Origin of the sequence: Arthrobacter sp. OV608 (genome assembly GCA_900110595.1) — a bacterium.
Taxonomy (GTDB): domain Bacteria; phylum Actinomycetota; class Actinomycetes; order Actinomycetales; family Micrococcaceae; genus Arthrobacter.
On the sequence record FOEZ01000024.1, the window covers coordinates 34,486 to 54,495 of the forward strand.

Here is a 20,010-nt window from a genome sequence, read left to right on the forward strand (position 1 = left end):
GCACGTCTCAGCCCCCGTCCTGCGGACGCGGGGCCAGTCGTCGTTCCCTTGCCCAGCAGCGTATTCGGGCACAAGAAATCGGCCACAAAAATGACCGTTGACTTGTCCGATAGACATCTTTTAGAGTCCATCGCACTGACTGACAACGTTGTCTACTGGCTAGACACGTCCAATGAAGGGCGACACAAGCAACATGAAACAATCCACAATGCGGAGCGTGCGCTGCGTCTCTGCACTGACACTGGCCAGCCTCTCGCTCGCCACTGCATTGGCTGGTGCCATGCCCGCGTCCGCCGTCGAACTCGGAGATGAGCTGCACCGCCCGGCCATCCATTTCACGCCGGAAAAGAACTGGATGAACGATCCCAACGGGCTCGTATTCCACAAGGGCGTCTACCACATGTACTACCAGCACAACCCCTCCGGGAACACCTGGGGGAACATGTCCTGGGGCCACGCCACGTCCAAGGACCTCGTCCACTGGGAAGAGCAGCCGCTGGCCATCTCCACCGATGCCCAGGAAGATGTCTTCTCCGGCAGCATCGTTGTCGACAAAAACAACACGTCCGGACTGGGCACCGCGGAAAACCCGCCCCTGATCGCGATCTACACCAGTGCCTACAAGGAACCGTCCCCACACCGCGGCCTGCAGGCCCAGTCCCTGGCCTACAGTTTGGACGACGGCCAGACCTGGACCAAGTACGACGGCAATCCCGTCCTGAATCGGAACTCAGCCAACTTCCGCGACCCGAAGGTTTTCTGGTACGAGAACCCGGCCGGCGGAGGCTACTGGGTCATGACCGCGGTGGAATCGCAGGAGCACAAGGTTGTCCTGTACAAGTCCGACAATCTTAAGGACTGGACCGCCCTGAGCGACTTCGGGCCAGCCAACGCCACCGGCGGGCAGTGGGAGTGCCCCGACCTGTTCCCCTTGGCTGTTGGCGGCGACCCGAACAACATCAAATGGGTCATGATCGTCAACATCAACCCCGGCGGCGTTGCTGGAGGTTCTGCCGGCCAGTACTTCGTGGGCAACTTCGACGGCACCACGTTCACCTCCGAAACCACCAAACCAGCCACTGCCGCACCGGCCGGAACAGTCCTGGCCGGATTCAACGACGGAACCTACAACGGCTGGACGGTGAACAACGAACCGGGCAACTGGAAAAATGGCCCCTTCGGTGACGCCGCCGCGACAGGTTCCCTGCCCGGTCAGAGCCCCGTGACCGGATTCGGCGGCAGCGGGCTGATCAACTCCTTCAACGATGGCGACTGGCCCCTCGGTTCCATGCAGTCACCCACATTCACCGTGACCAACGACTACTTGAACTTCCTCGTGGGCGGAGGCAAGCACCCCCATGTGTCGGACAAGCTGGACAATAACCCGCCCGACGGCGAGCTCAAGTTTGATGGCTTCGAGGTTCCCGAGGGGACGACGCTGGCCAATGCCGGCTGGACGGGCACAGGAGACCTGACGCCCAATTTCCAGCCAGCCACCAGCGGTGGGGACTACTACATTGGCGCCAAACGGATCAACACATTCGAAACCGGCACCGTACCCGGTGATGACCGCCAAGGCACCCTGACATCACCCCAGTTCCCCATCACGAAGAATTTCATGAGCATGTTGGTCGGCGGCGGCAACCGCTCCGCCGACTCCGGACAGACCCTCGCAGTCCAGCTGCTCATCAATGGCAACGTGGTCCGCTCCCTGGCCGGCGACAACGGCGGATTGCTGAACTGGAAAGGCTGGGACGTCTCCGAATTCGCCGGCGAAAACGCCCAGCTGCGTGTCGTTGACCAAGCTACCGGCGGGTGGGGACACCTGACCCTTGACCACGTCATGCTCACCGACACCGCCGCTGTTCCCAGGTCCGATGAAGAAACGGTGAACCTGGTAGTCAACGGCAAGGTGGTACGTACGGCCACCGGCAACGACAGCGAAACCCTGGACTGGGCATCCTGGAACGTCAAGGAATTCGTTGGCCAGCAGGCACAAATCAAGGTCGTCGACAACAACAGGTTCGGCTGGGGGCACATCCTCGCGGATGAATTCACAGCAAGCCCCGCGCCGGCGGCGTCCCGGCTGGAGTCCTATGACTGGCTGGATTACGGACGGGACTACTACGCCGCCGTATCCTTCGGCAACATGCCCGAGGACAAGCGGATCATGCTGGGCTGGATGAACAACTGGGACTACGCCAACAACATCCCAACCAGCCCCTGGCGCAGCGCCATGGCCCTTCCCCGCGAAGTGAAACTCACCCAAACCCCTGACGGACCCCGCCTCACCCAAAGCGCCGTGAAGCAAGTGGAAAAACTGGCAGGGAAAGCCAGCTACAACGACAAGTTGGGCGGCCCGATTTCAACAGGCACTCACCCGCTGCCTGCACAGTCGGCGGGCCAGGTGCAGCAGGTGGACATCACCTTCGCCCCCGGTACCGCAACAAAATCCGGCATCACCGTCCTCGGCGACGGACAGTCGGCCACCATCATCGGCTACGATGCCCCGACCGGCCAGATGTTCGTTGACCGCACGAAATCCGGCAACACCGCTTTCCACCCGGCCTTCGCATCCGTCGAGGACGCCGCCGTCACGCTGGACAAGAACGGCAACGTCACCATGCGGATTTACCTCGATCACTCCTCCGTGGAGGTGTTCGCCCAGAACGGCCTGAAAACAATTACCGATCAGGTATTCCCCAACCAGGGAGCCGACAAGATGGCCCTCTTCGCCGAAGGCGGTACCGCCCAGCTCAAATCACTCACCGTGACACCGCTGGAAAAGGCAATGTTCCTTCCCGGAAAGAAATAACACACCACGATATGACCAGCTCCCCTGCGAGCTGGAGCTGAAGGGACTGGGTTCGGTAATCACCGGGCCCAGTCCCTTAAGCTTTTCCTTTCCCCGCATTGGCAAGCACGCAGGCGCACGGAAGCTGGACGGGGATTCTCTCGCCAAGCCCCGGCCGGGATATTTAGGCGCCGATCGGGCGGATTTGCATCATCAGCCCGAAGAGGTCCGGGAGACCGTGCTCTTCACTGATTTGGCCATCTGTGAATCGATAGATGTTCATTGCCTGCGTTTGGATCGGTTTTCCTGTTGCAGGTACGCCGAGGAAGTCCCCCTGGTGCGTGCCACGAAGGATGAACCGTGCGGCTACTGTGTTTCCTTCAATAATGGTTTCCTCCAGTGACCACTGGACGTCGGGAAAAGCCTGTCGCATTATCCCGATGATTTTGAGGTAGCCGCCTGGACCCTGCACCGGCTCCGGCAGGAACGGCACATGGAACGTTGCCGACGGAGAGATGATTTCGTCACCAATCTTTTCGTCGGCTGAATTGATGAATTCGACGAAACGGTCCATGCGTCCACGGAGTTCTTCAGTCATTTCGCTTGCTTCCTTCACGTCTTAGTGGGTTGCGGTACACCGCTGGCTAGCGGCGAATAGACGATGACCTCGGGTTGCCGCAAGCGCGTCAGTTCGGTGGCTCTGCCGCCGCCAACCGACTGGCATTTCGCAGCCGGCCCAGCAGTTCCATGAGGTCATCTGTTTGCTGCCGGCTAAGTACCGGCTTCAGCCGCAGATCCAGCTCCGCTTCAACAGTCTTCCTGGCCCGTTGCAGCAGCACTCGACCGTCGGCCGTGAGCTCGATGAGGGAGGACCTGCGATCGAGTGGGTTATCTCTCCGACGGCAATGTCCGGCCTTTTCAATCCGGTCAATGAGCTTGCTCGTGCCTCCGACGGTAATCGCAAGAGCCGAGGCAATATCGAAGACCCGGCATGCACCCAGGCGATCGACGACGGCCATTGGTTCAAACCTGCTCATCGGGAGGCCATGCTCCTTGCGCAGGCTGTTATCGAGTCCGTCCCACAGCTCAGTTTCCAATCGGGTCAGTTCGCTGAAAAGAGGGTAAAGGGACGAGGTTTCGGTGCCCTTGCCCATATAAGAGAGTCTACCCAATTGTTTCCATGGAATCTAGTTCCGAGGAATCTAACCTCTGGGTCAATGGACAACCTGGCCGTTACAAGCCGGCGACCAATTATGCATCTAACCTGCATGGTTATCTTCAAAATCTTGCGCTTTTATTGCAGGCCCTGTGACCCTAATCTCAGTACAAGCTCTTCGACCATCAGAGTCATGCTTGTCCGACTCAGCGCCGGGCAGGCAGCGTTGGGATGCTGTTCCACTGGGCACGGCATCCCACTGACGGCCTTCGCCCTCGCGAAGGAAGAGCTGTCCCGTGCCCGTGAAGGGTGCTTCGGTGGCCTGAAACCTGGGGAGGTATCCTCATCGAAGCATCCTTCACGGGCCCTGGGGCAACGCCTGCAACGTTGCCGGACCAGTGCAAGGCCATCCGAAAGGAAGGCCCGGCACCAAATACCCCTACACAAAGGAGTGTCCATGTCAGGAAACAAAGCCGTCGCCTACAAAGAACCGGGTGTCGTCGAAATTATCAACACCGACTACCCGACGTTCGAACTCAAAGATGGGCCCGGCGTCAATCCAGCCAACGTGGGCCGGAAAGTACCCCACGGCGCGATCCTGCGCACGGTAACCACCAATATCTGCGGCTCGGACCAGCACATGGTCAGGGGCCGGACCACAGCCCCTAAGGACCTCGTCCTTGGCCATGAAATCACCGGCGAAGTGGTAGAGGTCGGTCCGGATGTGGAGTTCATCAAGGTGGGAGACATTGTCTCCGTGCCTTTCAACATCTCCTGCGGCCGTTGCCGGAACTGCAAGGAGCGCAAGACGGGCATCTGCCTGAACGTCAACCCTGACCGCCCGGGCAGCGCCTATGGTTACGTGGACATGGGCGGCTGGGTGGGTGGCCAGGCCGAATACGTGCTGGTCCCCTATGCTGACTGGAACCTGCTCAGGTTCCCGGATCGCGACCAGGCCCTGGAAAAGATCATGGACCTGACCATGCTTTCCGATATCTTCCCCACAGGCTTTCACGGCGCCGTCACCGCCGGAGTGGGCGTCGGATCCACCGTCTACATTGCCGGTGCCGGCCCGGTGGGCCTCGCGGCCGCCGTCGGCGCGCAGCTGCTCGGTGCCGCCGTCGTGATTGTGGGTGACATGAACGAAGACCGCCTGGCCCAGGCCCGCTCCTTCGGCTGCGAAACGGTGAACGTCACCAAGGGCGATCCGAAGGACCAGATCGAGCAGATCCTTGGCGTCCCCGAAGTGGACTGCGGTGTCGACGCCGTAGGGTTCGAAGCCCGCGGTCACGGCAAGGACGCCTCCCACGAGGCCCCCGCCACCGTGCTGAACTCGCTCATGGACATCACCGCTGCAGGCGGGGCCCTTGGTATCCCCGGCCTGTACGTCACCGGCGATCCCGGCGGAATTGACGAGGCAGCAAAGCACGGCTCCCTGTCGCTGTCCCTGGGCACAGGATGGGCAAAGTCCCTGTCGTTTACCACCGGACAGTGCCCCGTCATGTCGTACAACCGCCAGCTGATGATGGCGATCCTGCATGACAAGGTCCAGATCGCCAAGGCAGTAAACGCCACAGCCATCCCGCTTGAGGATGCACCGCGCGGTTACGCCGAATTCGACGCCGGTTCGGCAACGAAATTCGTGCTGAATCCGAACGGATACGTCAAGGCCTAGATCCGCAGCTGGCGGGGCATCGTCACACCGGCAGGTAGACCGGGGACAGAACGTAGCCGTTCACCGAAAGTAGCAACCCGCCCGGACGGTACGGGCCTTCCTGGCCCGTACCATCCGGCGCGCATCCACTCTCCCGCATCAGCAAAGGTAATTCCATGACCCATAGCATCGACCAAGAATCAATTCTCCGCCTTAGCAGCAACGGGAAGGAGCATGTTGACCTCCGGCTCGAAGCATCGAGTCCAGTGACCGTTCGGCTGCAGCTGGATGGTGGCTGCAGTTGCCAGCATGGCACTGAGAATCGCCCGGGTTCGTATATCGACAGCGACCTTGGTGTCCGCTGACAGTGGCTCTGCCCTAATGGGGGCGAGCGCATAGGCCCGCTCCGGAGCAGGCCCGGAGCGGGTCGCCGCTTAAGCACGCATTGTGCTCGAATGATTACGTGGTTTAGGCCCGGGTTCTGCCTTGAATGAAGTGGAAGACCAGGACCACGACGGCAATAACCAGAAGTATGTGAATGAGGCCGCCGCCGATATTGGTGAGCAGGCCTAGAAGCCAGAGAACTGCGATGATGATGGCTATCCAAAGCAACACGAGAATCTCCTTCTTTTGTTTTGGTAGAGAATACTTGGTCGAATTCCCGCCCCTGACGCAAAGGAAGAAGCCCTGCAGGAATGGCGGGTCTTTCAGATTGCTAGGTCCGCTGTTGTCCGGAAATTGGCACTCCTCCCGCTCTCGTGGCCTTTACGGTAGCAGTGATACGGCCGACCTGGAATACAAATGCCGGATCGATGCCGAAGCTCACCCCATTTCCGCGTGGTGCCTCTCAACCTACTCCGCGATCCGAGTTTGGGAAATGTCAAAAACTCCAGCTAACACCCATATCCGACACACAGGGCTATTTTGACGGATCCGTTGCCGGCGTTTAGTAAGTGCAGAGGCTAGGCCTTCACTCAGCGCTGAGGGTTTTGTCAGCCGGCGGTGAGACTACCAGTTTCGTCCGCGTAGGACGATCAACGGCTTGCCCTGCTGTGTGCGCAGACAACAGGGGCCGAAGCGGATGGCCCCGGCCCCTGTTGCATTCTTGTCGCCAGGAAGTCTGGCGACAGGTTTCACGGTGTCAGGGTGTGTTCTCGACGCAATCAAAGCTGGCGGCATCATTCGTGTCGCCTACGCCTGAGTACCGCGGGTATGTGGGGTACTCACACAGCGGCCGGGTGAAGAGGGTGCCGCCACTCGCCGGATCGATCTTGCTCGCTATGATCTTTCCAGGCGGGAGGTCCCCTTCAACCCAATCGATCATGGCGGGCAGGAGATCGAAGTTGTCAGCCCCTGCGCCTCCCCGGCAGTGGGCGACGCCAGGTGCCAGGTAGAGGCGGGAGTTATCGTCAGCGATGGAGTCGCCGGCCGCCTCTCGGACTTCATTCCACTTGCGCACGGTGTCGTTCTCTGAGAGTAGAGGGTCCGCGGTCCCGTGCCAGACCATCACCTTCTTTCCCTCATCCATGAAGTCGGCAAGTCCCTGCGCTGACGCGTTGGAGCCCAGAGCCCCGATTGCCTGCTGGATCGTTGGCAAGTATGTCAGGATATCGAACGTCGACTGATCCCATGTTGGATCGTTGAGGACGAGATTCCGCATGTGGCCGACACCAAGCCCGTAGCGGTCACCTGCACCGGGGACGCTGTAGCGCGAATAGATGGTTTCCCCGAAAGCGACGACATCGCTCATCACGGCTGCCACGGCTTCCGTTTCGGCGGCCGTAAGGCCAATCTCGGCGGGGATATCGGTGGACGGATTGAAGTCGACAGCCTCCATGTTTGACACGATGCCGTCCTTCAGGCCATCGAGCGCGTCGTACTTGGCCACGATCACGGCCTCGATCGCAGCGACCTCCTCGGCCGAAGGAAGCTGAAGCTTTGCCATCCGGGTCCAAGCAGCGATCTGACCGTCGAGATTCTGCGTGGGTGCGCCGGCGATAACTCCGTCGAACTCGTCAGAGTACTTTGCCGCAGCGTTCAGTGCTCCCCGGCCGCCGTTGGAGCATCCCACGTAGTAGGAGTATGACGGCTCGGCGGTCCGGGCATTCAGGGGTGTCGCGCCGCGCCCCTGGTTGAAGGTGCCGTTCGCGTGCCCGAACGCGTTCCCGTAGGCCCGCGCTTTGACCGGCACGGCCCCGTAGTACCGTGCGGCGAGTTCCTTGCTGAAGCGCGCAGTCGTCTCGATCGCGGTGTGTGCGTACCGGGCTTGCGCTTCGGGGTTGCCGAGGAGGGCAGCCCCTGACGGGTCGCGGTGACCGCCATTGTTCGCAGCGGCCACGGCGCCCAGACTCAGCTGTGAATCGGGGATACTCGGGATTCTGCCGTCGAATCCGCCGCCCCCGTTCTGAACGTATCGATTCAGCCACTCGTCCGGAAGCCTGACCTCAAGGTCGTGTTCGGTTCCCACTTCGGTGCCAAGGATCCGGCAGTAGCCCGGCACGCTGGCAGTCGCCGCAACCTCTGTGGCTGCAGTGACCTGAACGTCGGCGAGAGTGAGTGCACCAAGTGCGGCACAGTCTGCGGCCGGAGTGAGTGCTGCGCCGGCCGCGCGGCCGCCGGACTCGGCCGCGGTTGCCAAGGCGGCTCCACCCGCCACCATTACCGTAGCGAGTGAGAAAGCCGTGACTGTCCTCGTTAGCGCCCTCGGCCGGCGCATATTTCTGGTTGGTATTTTCATTGCCTGATCCTCTCTGATCTCTGCAATTTGCAGGGCTAGGTGTCTGACGAAATGCACCAGCGAGCCGACCCGTTGGAGATCCGTTTCCGTTGAACGCCCAGCGTTTATTAGTTGGTCCGCAGGGCCTCATTAGCGGTGGCGGGGGTACGTTTGTCAAAGACGAACGCCCCGATTTCCTGTTCGGCCTGGTTGTGGATGGAAAGGTCGATGCCGGAGCGGTCCTTCACGAGTGAGACGGCCACAAGGGAGACAAGCGTCATCCCTACGAGATACCAGGAAACGGCGTCTGTTCCGCCGGTTGCCTGCACCAGGGCTGTGGCGATGGTGGGGGCAAAGGCGCCGCCAAGGATCGCACCCAGGGCGTAGGAGATGGAGACGCCGGAGAAGCGTACTGAGGCTGGAAACATTTCTGAGTACAGGGCTGCCTGCTGGCCGTATGACAGTCCCAGACCTACCGTGAAGATGGTCATGGCCAGGTAGAGCATCGGCAGTGACCCTGTGTTGATCAGCCAGAAGAGCGGGAAGCAGGCCAGGAGCTGGGCGCCGAAGCCTATGAAGTAGGTGTTTTTGCGGCCGATCTTGTCCGCGAGGTACCCGGCGAGGTAGGTGAAGACGAGCCAGATGACGGCGCCGTAGGTGACGGCGAGGAGCACGTCGGTGCGTTCGTGGCGGACAGCGGGGCCGGAGGCGTAGCTGGGGATGAAGCCGCCGGTTGCCATGTAGCCTGCGGCGTTGTTGCCTGCGAAGATCAGGGCAGCGATGATCACGAGCAGTCCGTGACGGCGAAACAGTTCCACGATCGGTGTTTTAGGCTGCTTTTTCGCTGCGGCGATTTCCTGGAAGACGGGGGATTCGTCCACCGCGCGGCGTACGAAGTAGCCGACGACGATGAGGACGATGCTCAGCAGGAAGGGCACGCGCCATCCCCATTCGAGGAAGGCTGCGCCCGGGGAGATTACACCGGTCATGAGCGCTGTGACGCCGGTGGCCAGCAGCAGTCCCAGCGGGACGCCAATTTGGGGGAAGGCCCCTGCCCGTCCGCGGCGGTCGTTGGCGGCGTGCTCAACTGCCATCAGGACTGCCCCTCCCCATTCACCACCCGCGGAGATGCCCTGCAGGATCCGCAACAGCAGCAGCATGACCGGGGCAATAACACCTGCCGTCGCGTACGTTGGAAGGAAGCCGATCAGCATGGTTGCGGCGCCCATGAGGACCAAGGTCATCACTAGCATGGCGCGGCGGCCGATTTTATCCCCATAGTGACCGGCGAGGAAGGCGCCGAGGGGCCGGAAGAGGAAGCTGATGCCGACGGAGGCGAAAGACAGCAGCAGACCGATGGATTCGCCGGCTGGTTGGAAGAACAGCTGGGCAAACACCAGGCCGGCGGCTGTGGCATAGATGAAGAAGTCGTACCATTCAACGGTCGTGCCGATGACGGTAGCGAAGGCGACGCGACGTTGGTTCGCCTTCGAACTGTGGGTGGACGTGCTCATGATTCTCCAGAGATGTAAGCGATATAGCCCCAAGGGGAACCTTAGGGATCGAGCGTTGAGTCCGTATGGCCTTGTGAGGCCGCGCCGGGATGATGAGTCCGTATGGCCTTGTGAGCCTGGGACCGGGATGGTGGGCTGGTAGCCGTGTGCCGGTGTTCGCCGGCACACCCGCCTTTCGGGGCTCAGTTCAAAGTCAGTTGTGTGCGATCTCCACCGGGACTGATGATGCGGCCGCGGAGTACGGGACAGCTCAGACCGTCAGCGGCTGACCCGAGGCCTGCTGCGGTTTCAGCAGGGCGGAGAAGAACTCCCCCAGTTCCGCCGTGGCCGTGAGCGGCAGGACATTGGCCACGTACTGGTCCGGGCGGACCACCACCACCATGCCGCCGCGGTCCAGGCCGCGCTGGTCAAAAATGTCAGCAGCGGGATCGGTGGCGTACACCTTCTCGTAGTCCGTCAGCTTGAAGGGGCCCACCTGGGGCTTGAAGACTGCGGGAACCTTTCCGATGTCCACGGCCGTGTGCGGTTGCTGGTAAATCACCTTCAGGTCGAACCAGGCGTCAGGATCGGCGCCCGACGGCGTGGCGGCCAGCGGCGAGTCCGGCGAGTTCGCGATCCACTCGGCGAAGTCCGCCACCCCTGAATGCGCTCCTGCGGCCGACGCGGCGTCGGCAAAGACGTAGATGCGCCACCGCCCGTCGGCCGTGGCGTGGTGGCCGAGATGGATGGGGTTGGTGTCGCCCACGCGCACCACGGGTGCCGATTTGAAACGCTTGCCCACCGGGAAGCCCGCGGCCAGCGCCTGGTGCTTGGCGGGCGCCACCAGCATGGACGGCGCGTATTCGGTCATGAATCCGGCCGGGAACTCGGCAGTGCGCACGTAGAAATCCTCGAGGTCCGAAGGGTTTTCGAACTCCTCGGGCTTCTTGGCCATCATGGTGGACCATTCCTTGTCGAAGTCGATGAGGTTCTTCGCCACCACCTGCCGCTCGGCCGAGTAGGTGGACAGCAGGCTCTCCGGGCTGCGGCCCTCAAGCACATGCCCCAGCTTCCAGGCGATGTTGAACCCATCCTGCATGGAGACGTTCATGCCCTGGCCGGCCTTGGCGCTGTGCGTGTGGCAGGCGTCGCCGGTGATAAACACCCGCGGGGTCCGCGTGCCGCGATCCTCCGGCAGGACGTCGTCGAACCTGTCCGTGAGCCGGTGCCCCACCTCGTAGACGCTGTGCCACGCTACATTCCGCACGTCCAGGGTGTAGGGGTGGAGGATCTCGTTGGCCTTGGCGATGATCTGCTCGATGCTGGTGTTCCGCACCGCTCCCTTGTCATCACGGTCCACTTCACCCAGATCGACGTACATACGGAACAGGTGGCCACCCTCACGCGGAATCAGCAGGATGCTGCCGCCCGAACCTGACTGGATGGCGCACTTGGTGCGGATGTCGGGAAAGTCAGTAACAGCGAGAGCATCCATGACGCCCCACGCGTGGTTGGCGGCATCGCCCGCGAGAGTGCAGCCAATTGCCTGGCGCACCTTGCTGCGTGCACCGTCAGCACCCACCACATACTTGGCCCGGACAATCTTCTCCTGCCCGTCATTAGGGCCCGACGTATGGATTAACGTCACGGTGACGGGGTACTCCTCGCCCTGGACAACCTCCAGCCCCTGGAACTCGTAGCCGTAGTCCGGAGCCATGCGTGCCGGTGACTTAGCCATAAATTCAGCAAAGTAATCCAGCACGCGGGCCTGATTGACGATCAGGTGCGGGAACTCGCTGATACCGGCGGGATCATCCGGAGTCCGGGCAGTGCGCACGATGCGCGTCGAATCGTTGACATCCGGCTTCCAGAAAGCCATCTCGGTGATCGCGTAAGCCTCGGCAACGATCCGGTCGGCGAAGCCGAAGGCCTGGAAAGTTTCGACACTCCGGGCCTGGATACCGTCGGCCTGGCCAATTGCGAGCCGCCCCGGTCGGCGCTCGACGATCCGAGTGGTGATGCCAGGGAACTGGGACAGTTGCGCCGCTGCGAGCATGCCTGCGGGGCCCGTACCGACAATCAGCACATCCACTTCGTCCGGGAGTTCCTGAGGGCGATTGATGCCGACGCCGGCGGCGGGCTGGATCCGGGGGTCCCCGGACACGTAACCGTGGTGGTGAAACTGCACGGGCTTTCCTCACTTCACTGTGGGCCTTGGCATAAGCGTGTTCGATAATAGAACCAATGCTTCTATATGCGAAACATTGGGATTTAGGTCGAAACTGTACGCGACCGTGATGCCAATAACAAGGGGTCAATTTGTGGCGCTAAGGGTGGGTTGACGAAACCAATTAGCGTCCCCCATGATTTCATATACGATTTCGTACCTGATGAGGAGGTAGTTTTGGAGCAGGTCAACGGGGACACCCTCGCAGCGGCACGGAAGGTGATTGCGGTGCACATCAACTACCCCAGCCGTGCTGCGCAGCGGGGCCGCACTCCGGCCCAGCCGTCGTACTTTCTCAAGCCGTCGTCGTCGCTTTCCCTGACCGGGAACGCCGTCGAACGTCCCGCGGGCTGCGAGCTCCTCGGCTACGGGGGCGAGATTGCCCTGGTCATCGGCAAGGCGGCCCGCCGCGTCGGGATCGATGACGCATGGGGCCATGTCGCCGCCGTCACGGCCAGCAACGACCTGGGCGTGTACGACCTGCGCTGGGCGGACAAAGGCTCGAACCTCCGGTCCAAGGGCGGCGACGGGTTTACACCCGTGGGCCCGGCACTGATCCCGGCAGACGCCGTCGACCCCGCAGGCTTGCGGATCCGCACCTGGCACAACGGGCAACTGGTCCAGGACGACACCACCGAAGACCTGCTCTTCCCGTTCGCCCGCCTGGTGGCGGACCTGTAAGGAGATGCGCGAATGCCTGGAGCACTTTGACCCGGTCCGCTTCACCCGGCTCAACCAGGACTTCCACAGCGTCCTGTTCGAGCACTGCCCCAACCCGCACATCCTGGACCTCGTGCACCGCGGCTGGAACCGGCTGGCAGCACTAAGGTCCTCCACCTTCCGCTTCGTCCCCGGCCGCGCCCACGATTCCGTGGACGAGCACGAGGCACTCCTGAAGCTGATCGAAACCGGAGCCGACGCCGACTCGATCGAAAAGGCAGCCCGCCTGCACCGCTCCGCCACCCTGGACGCCTACCTCGCCCAAGCATCCCCCTCCGAACGCAACGCGGGGTCACTAAACGCCCAATATTAGGCCTCCGAAGGGCCAAAAGTGACCCCGCATTGCTCTCAACCACAGTAAGGACTTCAACGATGACGACCTCAGTCGAAACCACTCAGCACCATATTCCGGAAAATCTGCCCACGCATCTGCAGCACTTCATCGACGGCAAGTTTGTTGACTCCCTGGGCGGCAAGACCTTCGATGTGCAGGAGCCGGTCTCCAACGAGAACTACGCCACGGTCGCCTCAGCCCAGCCGGAAGACGTCGACCTCGCCGTCGCTGCCGCTAAGCGGGCGTTCAAGGAGGGCCCGTGGTCGAAGATGCTTCCCCGCGAACGCTCACGCGTGCTGCACAAGATCGCCGACATCGTCGAATCGCGCGACGACGAACTCGCCCTTCTGGAGAGCTACGACTCCGGCCTTCCCATCACCCAGGCCAAGGGTCAGGCCCGCCGCGCAGCTGAGAACTTCCGGTTCTTCGCCGACCTCATCGTCGGGCAGGAGGACAACGCGTTCAAGGTGCCCGGCCGCCAGATCAACTACGTGAACCGCAAGCCGATCGGCGTCGCCGCCCTCATCACTCCGTGGAACGTCCCGTTCATGCAGGAGTCCTGGAAGCTCGCCCCGGCCATTGCGACCGGTAACACTGTCGTCATGAAGCCGGCCAGCTACACCCCGCTCTCCGCGGTGCTGTGGCCCGAAATCTTCCGCGAGGCAGGCCTGCCCGACGGCGTCTTCAACCTGGTCTTCGGATCCGGCGGCGTCGCGGGCGACTACCTCGTGAAGCACCCCGACGTGCCGATCGTCTCCTTCACCGGCGACAGTTCAACAGGTGCCACGATCTCAACCGCTGCCGCCCCCCAGTTCAAGAGCCTCTCACTCGAGCTCGGCGGCAAGAGCCCGGCGATCGTCTTTGCCGACGCCGACATCGAGGCCGCCCTCGACGCCACGGTCTTCGGTGTCTTCAGCCTGAACGGTGAGCGTTGCACCGCCGGGTCCCGCGTGCTCGTGCAGCGCGACATCTACGACGACTTCGTCGCCCGCTTCGCCGAACGCGCCAAGAACATCAAGGTCGGCCTCCCCAGCGATCCCGCCACCGAGGTCGGCTCGCTCGTGCACCCCAACCACTTCGATAAGGTCATGAGCTACATCGAGATCGGCAAGTCCGAAGGCCGGCTCCTGGCCGGCGGCGGCCGCGCCGAAGGCTTCCCCACGGGCAACTACGTTGCACCCACGGTGTTCGCCGACGTCGCCCCTGATGCCCGGATCTTCCAGGAGGAAATCTTCGGCCCCGTCGTGGCGATCACCCCGTTCGATACCGATGAAGAGGCCCTCGAGCTCGCGAACAACACCAAGTACGGCCTCGCCGCCTACGTCTGGACGACGAACCTGAAGCGCGCCCACAACTTCGCACACGCCATCGAATCCGGCATGGTGTGGCTGAACTCAAACAACGTCCGCGACCTGCGCACCCCGTTCGGCGGCGTTAAGGCCTCCGGCCTCGGACGCGAGGGCGGCTACCGTTCAGTCGACTTCTACACCACCCAGCAGTCGGTGCAGATCACCCTGAACGAGGCCCACTCCCCCAAGTTCGGCAACGTCGAAGACGCTGCAGCAACCAGCGACAGCTAACCTTTTCCCTCACGTGCTCAAAGAAGAGAGACCGTCATGACCAACTTCGTTCCCACCCCCACTGTCCCGGCACCGGACATCGTCCGCTGCGCCTACATGGACATCGTGGTCACCGACCTCGCCAAATCCCGCGAGTTCTACGTCGACGTCCTCGGACTGCACGTCACCGAAGAAGACGAAAACGCCATCTACCTGCGCTCCCTCGAGGAGTTCATCCACCACAACCTGGTGCTGCGCAAGGGACCCATCGCCGCCGTCGCCGCCTTCGCCTACCGCGTGAAGTCCCCCGCCGAAGTGGACGCCGCCGAAGCCTACTACCGCGAGCTCGGCTGCCGGGTGGAGCGCCGCAAGGAAGGCTTCACCAAAGGCGTCGGTGACTCTGTCCGCGTCGAGGACCCGCTGGGCTTCCCCTACGAATTCTTCTACGACGTGCAGCACGTGGAGCGCCTCACCCAACGCTACGACCTCTACTCCGCCGGGGAACTGGTCCGCCTGGACCACTTCAACCAGGTCACCCCCGACGTCCCCCGCGGCCGCGCCTACCTCGAAGACCTCGGCTTCCGCGTCTCCGAAGACATCAAGGACTCCGACGGCGTCACCTACGCCGCCTGGATGCACCGCAAACAGACCGTCCACGACACCGCCCTGACCGGCGGCAACGGACCCCGCATGCACCACGTCGCGTTCGCCACCCACGAAAAGCACAACATCATCCAGATCTGCGACAAGATGGGCGCCCTGCGCATCAGCGACCGGATCGAACGCGGCCCCGGCCGGCACGGCGTATCCAACGCGTTCTACCTCTACATCCTGGACCCGGACGGCCACCGCATCGAGATCTACACCCAGGACTACTACACCGGCGACCCCGACAACCCCACCATCACCTGGGACGTCCACGACAACCAGCGCCGCGACTGGTGGGGCAACCCCGTCGTCCCCTCCTGGTACACCGAAGCCTCCCTCGTCCTGGACCTGGACGGCAACCCCCAGCCCGTCATCGAACGCGAGGAAAAGTCCGAAATGGCCGTCACCGTCGGCGCCGACGGCTTCTCCTACACCCGGCCCACCGAAGCAGCAGGGGCTGAAGGCTTCAAGCTCGGCGTCCAGGTCTAACAAGACCGGGCGGCCGGTTTCGTAGCGCAACGCCGGGGCCGGCCGCCCTTCCAAGAACTGACGTGTCCCACCATTGAGGAGCCCATGCATGCTGGATGCCAAGACGATTGAGGCCATCGCGGACGAACTGGTGGAAGCCGGCCGCACCCGCACCCCTGTTCCCCGGCTGACGGCCCGCTACCCGCACATGACGGTGGAGGACTCGTACGCGGTGCAGCAACTGTGGCGGCGCCGGAACGAGGAAGCCGGCCGGACCCTGGTGGGCCGCAAGATCGGCCTCACGTCCAAGGCCATGCAGGACGCCACCGGCATCACCGAACCGGACTACGGCGCGATCTTTGACGACATGGTTTTGGAGACCGGCTGCTCGGTCGAGTGGGACCGCTACACCCACCCCCGGGTTGAGGTGGAACTGGCGTTCGTGTTGAAGGACGGTTTAAAGGGACCCGGTGTCACCATCTTCGACGTCCTCAAAGCCACCGACTACGTGGTCCCGGCCCTCGAAATCCTCGATTCACGGATTGAGATGGAGGGCCGGACCATCGTGGACACCATCTCGGACAACGCAGCCATGGGCGCCATGGTGATCGGCGGCCGCCCGGTCAAGCCCGACGCCGTGGACCTGCGCTGGGTTTCGGCGATCCTGTACAAAAACCAGACCGTGGAGGAAACCGGCGTCGCCGCCGGCGTCCTGAACCACCCCGCCAACGGAGTGCACTGGCTCGCCAACAAGATCGCCGCCCACGGCGACCCACTCAAGGCCGGCGACATCATCCTCGCCGGGTCCTTCACCCGCCCGCTCTGGGTGTACAAAGGCGATACCGTCCACGCAGATTACGGACCCTTGGGGAGTGTCACATGCCGCTTCGAATAGAAGACACCTTTCGCGACGCCCTGGCTGAGGCCAGGCGCCCACTGGCCGGGATGTGGGTCTGCTCCGGCAGCCCGCTGATCGCCGAACTCTGTGCCGGATCCGGACTGGACTGGCTCCTGGTCGACGCCGAACACAGCCCCAACGGCCTCGAATCCATCCTCGCCCAACTCCAGGCCGTCCACGGCTACCCCGTCCAGGTCGTGGTCCGGCCGCCCGTGAACGACACAGTGGTCATCAAGCAGTACCTGGACCTGGGCGTGCAGAACCTGCTCATCCCCATGGTCAACTCCGTATCCGAAGCTGAAGCTGCGGTGGCGGCAACCCGTTACCCGCCCGAAGGCGTCAGGGGCGTGGGCTCGGCGCTGGCCCGCGCCGCCCGTTGGAACCGGGTCCCGGACTACCTCAACCGTGCCAACGAGACGATCAGCGTCACCGTCCAGATCGAATCGACGGCGGCAGTGGAGTCGGTGGCGGACATCCTGAAGGTGGACGGCGTGGACGCCATCTTCGTGGGACCTTCCGACCTCGCCGCCTCCATGGGCCTGCTGGGACAGCAGGAACACCCCGAGGTGCGCGCCGCCGTCGAACACTGCCTCGCCGAAGCCACAGCCGCCGGTAAACCGGCCGGCGTCAACGCCTTCAACCCCGACACCGCCCGCCATTACCTCGACAACGGCGCCAACTTCATCCTCATCGGCGCCGACGTCGCCCTCCTCGCCCGCGGCTCCGAGGCCCTCGCCAACCAGTACATCCATCCCGCTAACGGCGACTCGCCCGCCAGCTACTGATTTCGCCTTAGTTAGGACTTTTTATGACTGCTACATCTGCGGCGATAACTGCTGCCGTCTCCCCTCAGCGCGAGGCGTCCCTGCTCGCTTCCGTGCCGACCGGCCTGCTCATCAACGGTGAGTGGCGGGAGGCATCCGACGGCGGCACGTTTGACGTGCACGATCCCGCCACCGGGGAGGTCCTCGCTACCCTCGCCTCCGCTACCAGCGATGACGCTGTTGCCGCCCTGGATGCGGCCGACGTCGCGCAGGTGTCCTGGGCGCGGACAGCGCCCCGGGTTCGCGCCGAGATCCTGCGCCGGGCCTTTGAATTGGTCATCGAACGTGCCGAGGACTTCGCCCTGTTGATGACCCTGGAAATGGGCAAGCCTCTGGCCGAGGCCCGCGGCGAGGTTACCTACGGGGCCGAGTTCCTGCGCTGGTTCTCCGAAGAAACCGTCCGCGACTACGGCCGCTACCTCACCACCCCAGAGGGCAAAAACAAGATCCTGGTCCAGCACAAACCCGTCGGACCCTGCCTGCTCATCACCCCCTGGAACTTCCCCCTGGCCATGGCCACCCGCAAAGTAGCCCCCGCCGTCGCCGCCGGGTGCACGATGGTGCTCAAACCCGCCAAACTCACACCCCTCACGGCGCAGTACTTCGCCCAGACCATGCTCGACGCCGGCCTGCCCGCCGGTGTCCTCAACGTCGTCGCCTCCTCCTCCGCCTCCGGGATCTCCGGGCCGCTCCTGAAGGACTCCCGGCTCCGGAAGGTCTCCTTCACCGGCTCCACCCCGGTCGGCAAACGCCTGATGGCCGACGCTGCCCAGAACGTCCTCCGCACCTCAATGGAACTCGGCGGCAATGCACCCTTCATCGTCTTCGAGGACGCCGACCTCGACAAAGCCGTCGAAGGGGCCATGGCCGCCAAGATGCGGAACATGGGCGAAGCCTGCACCGCCGCCAACCGCTTCCTCGTCCACGAAACCGTCGCGCAGGAATTCACTCAAAAGTTCGCCAAAGCAATGAGCGCCCTGACCACCGGCCGCGGCACCGAACCCAACACCCAGGTCGGTCCGCTCATCGACGGCGGAGCCCGAGACGACGTCCACGCCCTGGTGACTGCCGCCGTCGACGCCGGAGCGGTAGCGGTCACCGGCGGCGCACCCGTGGACGGGCCCGGCTACTTCTACCAGCCCACAGTCCTGGCCAACGTGCCCAACAACGCGGAGATCCTGGGCCAGGAAATCTTCGGGCCCGTCGCCCCCGTCACCACCTTCGCCGCGGAGGAGGACGCCATCCGCCTGGCCAACGCCTCCGAATACGGGCTCGCCTCCTACCTCTACAGCCGCGACTTCAACCGCCTCCTGCGTGTGGCCGAACAGATCGAATTCGGCATGGTCGGGTTCAACGCCGGTGTCATCTCCAATGCCGCGGCACCCTTCGGCGGAGTCAAGCAATCAGGCCTCGGCCGCGAAGGCGGCACCGAAGGCATCGCCGAATACACCACCACCCAATACATCGGCATAAGCGACCCCTACACGAGCTAGACCGAGACCTACCTGCCCACCCCGAGGTCGAGACGAAAGGTCGGTAGTCGCCGGAATGCTTTAAGACACCACATGGAGGAAACATGGCGCGAGGCCGGCCCCTGCTGCGTACAGGCCGCAAACCAGAGAGTCAAGGTGGAACGTTCTTGCCCCCTAGTAATGCTGAGTACATTCGGGACTGGACAATACTGGCCCCAGGAGAACAGGTTTTACTCGTTGAGGACAACGCGACTGAATTAACTGGCCGAGTTGATACCGTGACCAAAGACGGTTCAATCCTGTGGCTTCACCTTGATGGGGTGGGACGCCGACTATTTACCCATACGGACTCTGTACCAATCTGGCGGGTTTAGCATGCAGATTGGACACCGCGCAAGGCAGGTGGCTTCCAACGATTCATCGTGGGGCCGGAACAGGAAAACGGCAGCCCGGTCCGGTACGCTAACGACACCGTAACCGATCTTCGTGGTCGAGCCGTTATCACGATGGTGACGAATGGGCTCACCGTGACCATGGGTGATTTCTAAAAAGTGATGCCCGTTTACTCGTCCGCGCCCGGCTTCTGTAAGGGCTGCAGTGATGGAGAAAATATAAGGGGCGACTATTGACAGCGATGCCATCGCCACTTCCTTGCATATTTGCACCATTTCTGACTACGATTCCAGAATACGAAACGATTGAAAGCCGTTCCGCGAGATTGCGTACGTAATCAGCGGCGCGGGCGTGACGCGGGTCATGAGAAGAAACTCAAAGGAGAGACATGGGATTGCTCGAGAACAAGGTTGCCTTCATTACGGGGGCTGCTCGTGGCCAGGGCCGCTCGCACGCCGTCCGTCTGGCAAAAGAGGGGGCCGACATCATTGCCCTTGACATCTGTGCTCAAGATGTCACAACAATCAAGTACGACTTGGCGACCCGGGCCGACCTCGACGAGACGGTACGGCTCGTCGAAGGCCTCGGCGGCCGGATCGTGGCCGGAGTAGGCGACGTGCGCGAGCTCGCCCAGGTGCAGAAGGTCGTGGATGA

General features: G+C 62.7%; 14 protein-coding genes and 2 pseudogenes. 10 read left to right on the top strand and 6 right to left on the bottom strand.

Translation table 11 applies throughout. The features are described 5' to 3' along the window. The first annotated feature begins 193 nt into the window (after positions 1-193). The gene (locus tag BMX78_RS20440; RefSeq protein WP_286139192.1) at positions 194-2,815 is read left to right on the top strand and encodes a GH32 C-terminal domain-containing protein; all 2,622 of its coding nucleotides are present in this window, start codon (positions 194-196) and stop codon (positions 2,813-2,815) included. 163 nt (positions 2,816-2,978) lie between these two features. Here the strand turns inward: BMX78_RS20440 and BMX78_RS20445 are convergent, their stop codons facing one another. Both BMX78_RS20445 and BMX78_RS20450 read right to left on the bottom strand, forming a co-directional pair. Then, positions 2,979-3,392 (bottom strand): ester cyclase, encoded by a 414-nt coding sequence (locus BMX78_RS20445; protein ID WP_091423751.1) that lies wholly within the window; start codon positions 3,390-3,392, stop codon positions 2,979-2,981. A gap of 88 nt (positions 3,393-3,480) precedes the next feature. Next, entirely contained in the window at positions 3,481-3,948 is a 468-nt protein-coding gene (locus tag BMX78_RS20450) for a MarR family winged helix-turn-helix transcriptional regulator (RefSeq protein WP_091423754.1), read from the bottom strand. A 459-nt stretch (positions 3,949-4,407) separates the two neighbouring features. On the opposite strand from BMX78_RS20450, the gene fdhA reads away from it, so the two are divergent. After that, complete coding sequence (gene fdhA / locus BMX78_RS20455; RefSeq protein ID WP_050053564.1) at positions 4,408-5,625, top strand: formaldehyde dehydrogenase, glutathione-independent; 1,218 nt, start codon at positions 4,408-4,410, stop codon at positions 5,623-5,625. 447 nt (positions 5,626-6,072) lie between these two features. On the opposite strand, the gene BMX78_RS22885 is transcribed toward fdhA, so the two are convergent. The 4 genes from BMX78_RS22885 to BMX78_RS20470 form a co-directional block, all read right to left on the bottom strand. Beyond that, entirely contained in the window at positions 6,073-6,219 is a 147-nt protein-coding gene (locus tag BMX78_RS22885; RefSeq protein WP_139205044.1) for a lmo0937 family membrane protein, read from the bottom strand. Positions 6,220-6,745: 526 nt separating this feature from the next. After that, positions 6,746-8,242, bottom strand: coding sequence for a tannase/feruloyl esterase family alpha/beta hydrolase (locus BMX78_RS20460; RefSeq protein WP_170850894.1), 1,497 nt, complete (start codon positions 8,240-8,242; stop codon positions 6,746-6,748). A gap of 206 nt (positions 8,243-8,448) precedes the next feature. Further along, positions 8,449-9,834, bottom strand: coding sequence for an MFS transporter (locus tag BMX78_RS20465; protein WP_091423759.1), 1,386 nt, complete (start codon positions 9,832-9,834; stop codon positions 8,449-8,451). 250 nt (positions 9,835-10,084) lie between these two features. Then, complete coding sequence (locus tag BMX78_RS20470) at positions 10,085-12,001, bottom strand: FAD-binding monooxygenase (protein WP_091423762.1); 1,917 nt, start codon at positions 11,999-12,001, stop codon at positions 10,085-10,087. Between the two features lie 216 nt (positions 12,002-12,217). On the opposite strand from BMX78_RS20470, the pseudogene BMX78_RS20475 reads away from it, so the two are divergent. The 8 genes and pseudogenes from BMX78_RS20475 to BMX78_RS20510 all read left to right on the top strand — a co-directional run. Then, positions 12,218-12,718 (top strand): annotated as a pseudogene (locus tag BMX78_RS20475) (fumarylacetoacetate hydrolase family protein); the annotation flags it as partial. A gap of 1 nt (position 12,719) precedes the next feature. Further along, positions 12,720-13,073, top strand: a pseudogene (locus tag BMX78_RS20480) (FCD domain-containing protein); the annotation flags it as partial. Between the two features lie 59 nt (positions 13,074-13,132). After that, a complete protein-coding gene (gene hpaE / locus BMX78_RS20485) occupies positions 13,133-14,674 on the top strand; it encodes a 5-carboxymethyl-2-hydroxymuconate semialdehyde dehydrogenase (RefSeq protein ID WP_091423765.1) in 1,542 nt (513 codons plus the stop codon). A 36-nt stretch (positions 14,675-14,710) separates the two neighbouring features. Next, positions 14,711-15,790 carry a 3,4-dihydroxyphenylacetate 2,3-dioxygenase gene (gene hpaD, locus BMX78_RS20490; RefSeq protein WP_091423768.1) on the top strand — a complete coding sequence of 360 codons (1,080 nt, stop codon included), beginning with the start codon at positions 14,711-14,713 and terminating at the stop codon, positions 15,788-15,790. A gap of 88 nt (positions 15,791-15,878) precedes the next feature. Then, a complete protein-coding gene (gene hpaH / locus BMX78_RS20495) occupies positions 15,879-16,664 on the top strand; it encodes a 2-oxo-hept-4-ene-1,7-dioate hydratase (protein ID WP_091423771.1) in 786 nt (261 codons plus the stop codon). After that, on the top strand, positions 16,649-17,452 hold the full coding sequence (locus BMX78_RS20500) for an HpcH/HpaI aldolase family protein (RefSeq protein ID WP_170850895.1): 804 nt from the start codon (positions 16,649-16,651) through the stop codon (positions 17,450-17,452). The genes hpaH and BMX78_RS20500 overlap by 16 nt, the downstream gene beginning before the upstream one ends. 23 nt (positions 17,453-17,475) lie before the next feature. After that, entirely contained in the window at positions 17,476-18,984 is a 1,509-nt protein-coding gene (locus BMX78_RS20505; RefSeq protein ID WP_091423777.1) for an NAD-dependent succinate-semialdehyde dehydrogenase, read from the top strand. A 760-nt stretch (positions 18,985-19,744) separates the two neighbouring features. Then, on the top strand, positions 19,745-20,010 hold a 266-nt coding region (locus BMX78_RS20510), incomplete at its 3' end, for an SDR family NAD(P)-dependent oxidoreductase (protein WP_139205045.1).

Excerpts from the sequence above, each read along its gene's own strand:
- BMX78_RS20440 (WP_286139192.1), top strand. The coding sequence starts at position 194 with ATGAAACAATCCACAATGCGGAGCGTGCGCTGCGTCTCTGCACTGACA.
- hpaH (WP_091423771.1), top strand. The coding sequence starts at position 15,879 with ATGCTGGATGCCAAGACGATTGAGGCCATCGCGGACGAACTGGTGGAA.
- BMX78_RS20500 (WP_170850895.1), top strand. The coding sequence starts at position 16,649 with ATGCCGCTTCGAATAGAAGACACCTTTCGCGACGCCCTGGCTGAGGCC.
- hpaD (WP_091423768.1), top strand. The coding sequence starts at position 14,711 with ATGACCAACTTCGTTCCCACCCCCACTGTCCCGGCACCGGACATCGTC.
- BMX78_RS20505 (WP_091423777.1), top strand. The coding sequence starts at position 17,476 with ATGACTGCTACATCTGCGGCGATAACTGCTGCCGTCTCCCCTCAGCGC.
- BMX78_RS20445 (WP_091423751.1), bottom strand. The coding sequence starts at position 3,392 with ATGACTGAAGAACTCCGTGGACGCATGGACCGTTTCGTCGAATTCATC.
- BMX78_RS20450 (WP_091423754.1), bottom strand. The coding sequence starts at position 3,948 with ATGGGCAAGGGCACCGAAACCTCGTCCCTTTACCCTCTTTTCAGCGAA.
- fdhA (WP_050053564.1), top strand. The coding sequence starts at position 4,408 with ATGTCAGGAAACAAAGCCGTCGCCTACAAAGAACCGGGTGTCGTCGAA.
- BMX78_RS20465 (WP_091423759.1), bottom strand. The coding sequence starts at position 9,834 with ATGAGCACGTCCACCCACAGTTCGAAGGCGAACCAACGTCGCGTCGCC.
- hpaE (WP_091423765.1), top strand. The coding sequence starts at position 13,133 with ATGACGACCTCAGTCGAAACCACTCAGCACCATATTCCGGAAAATCTG.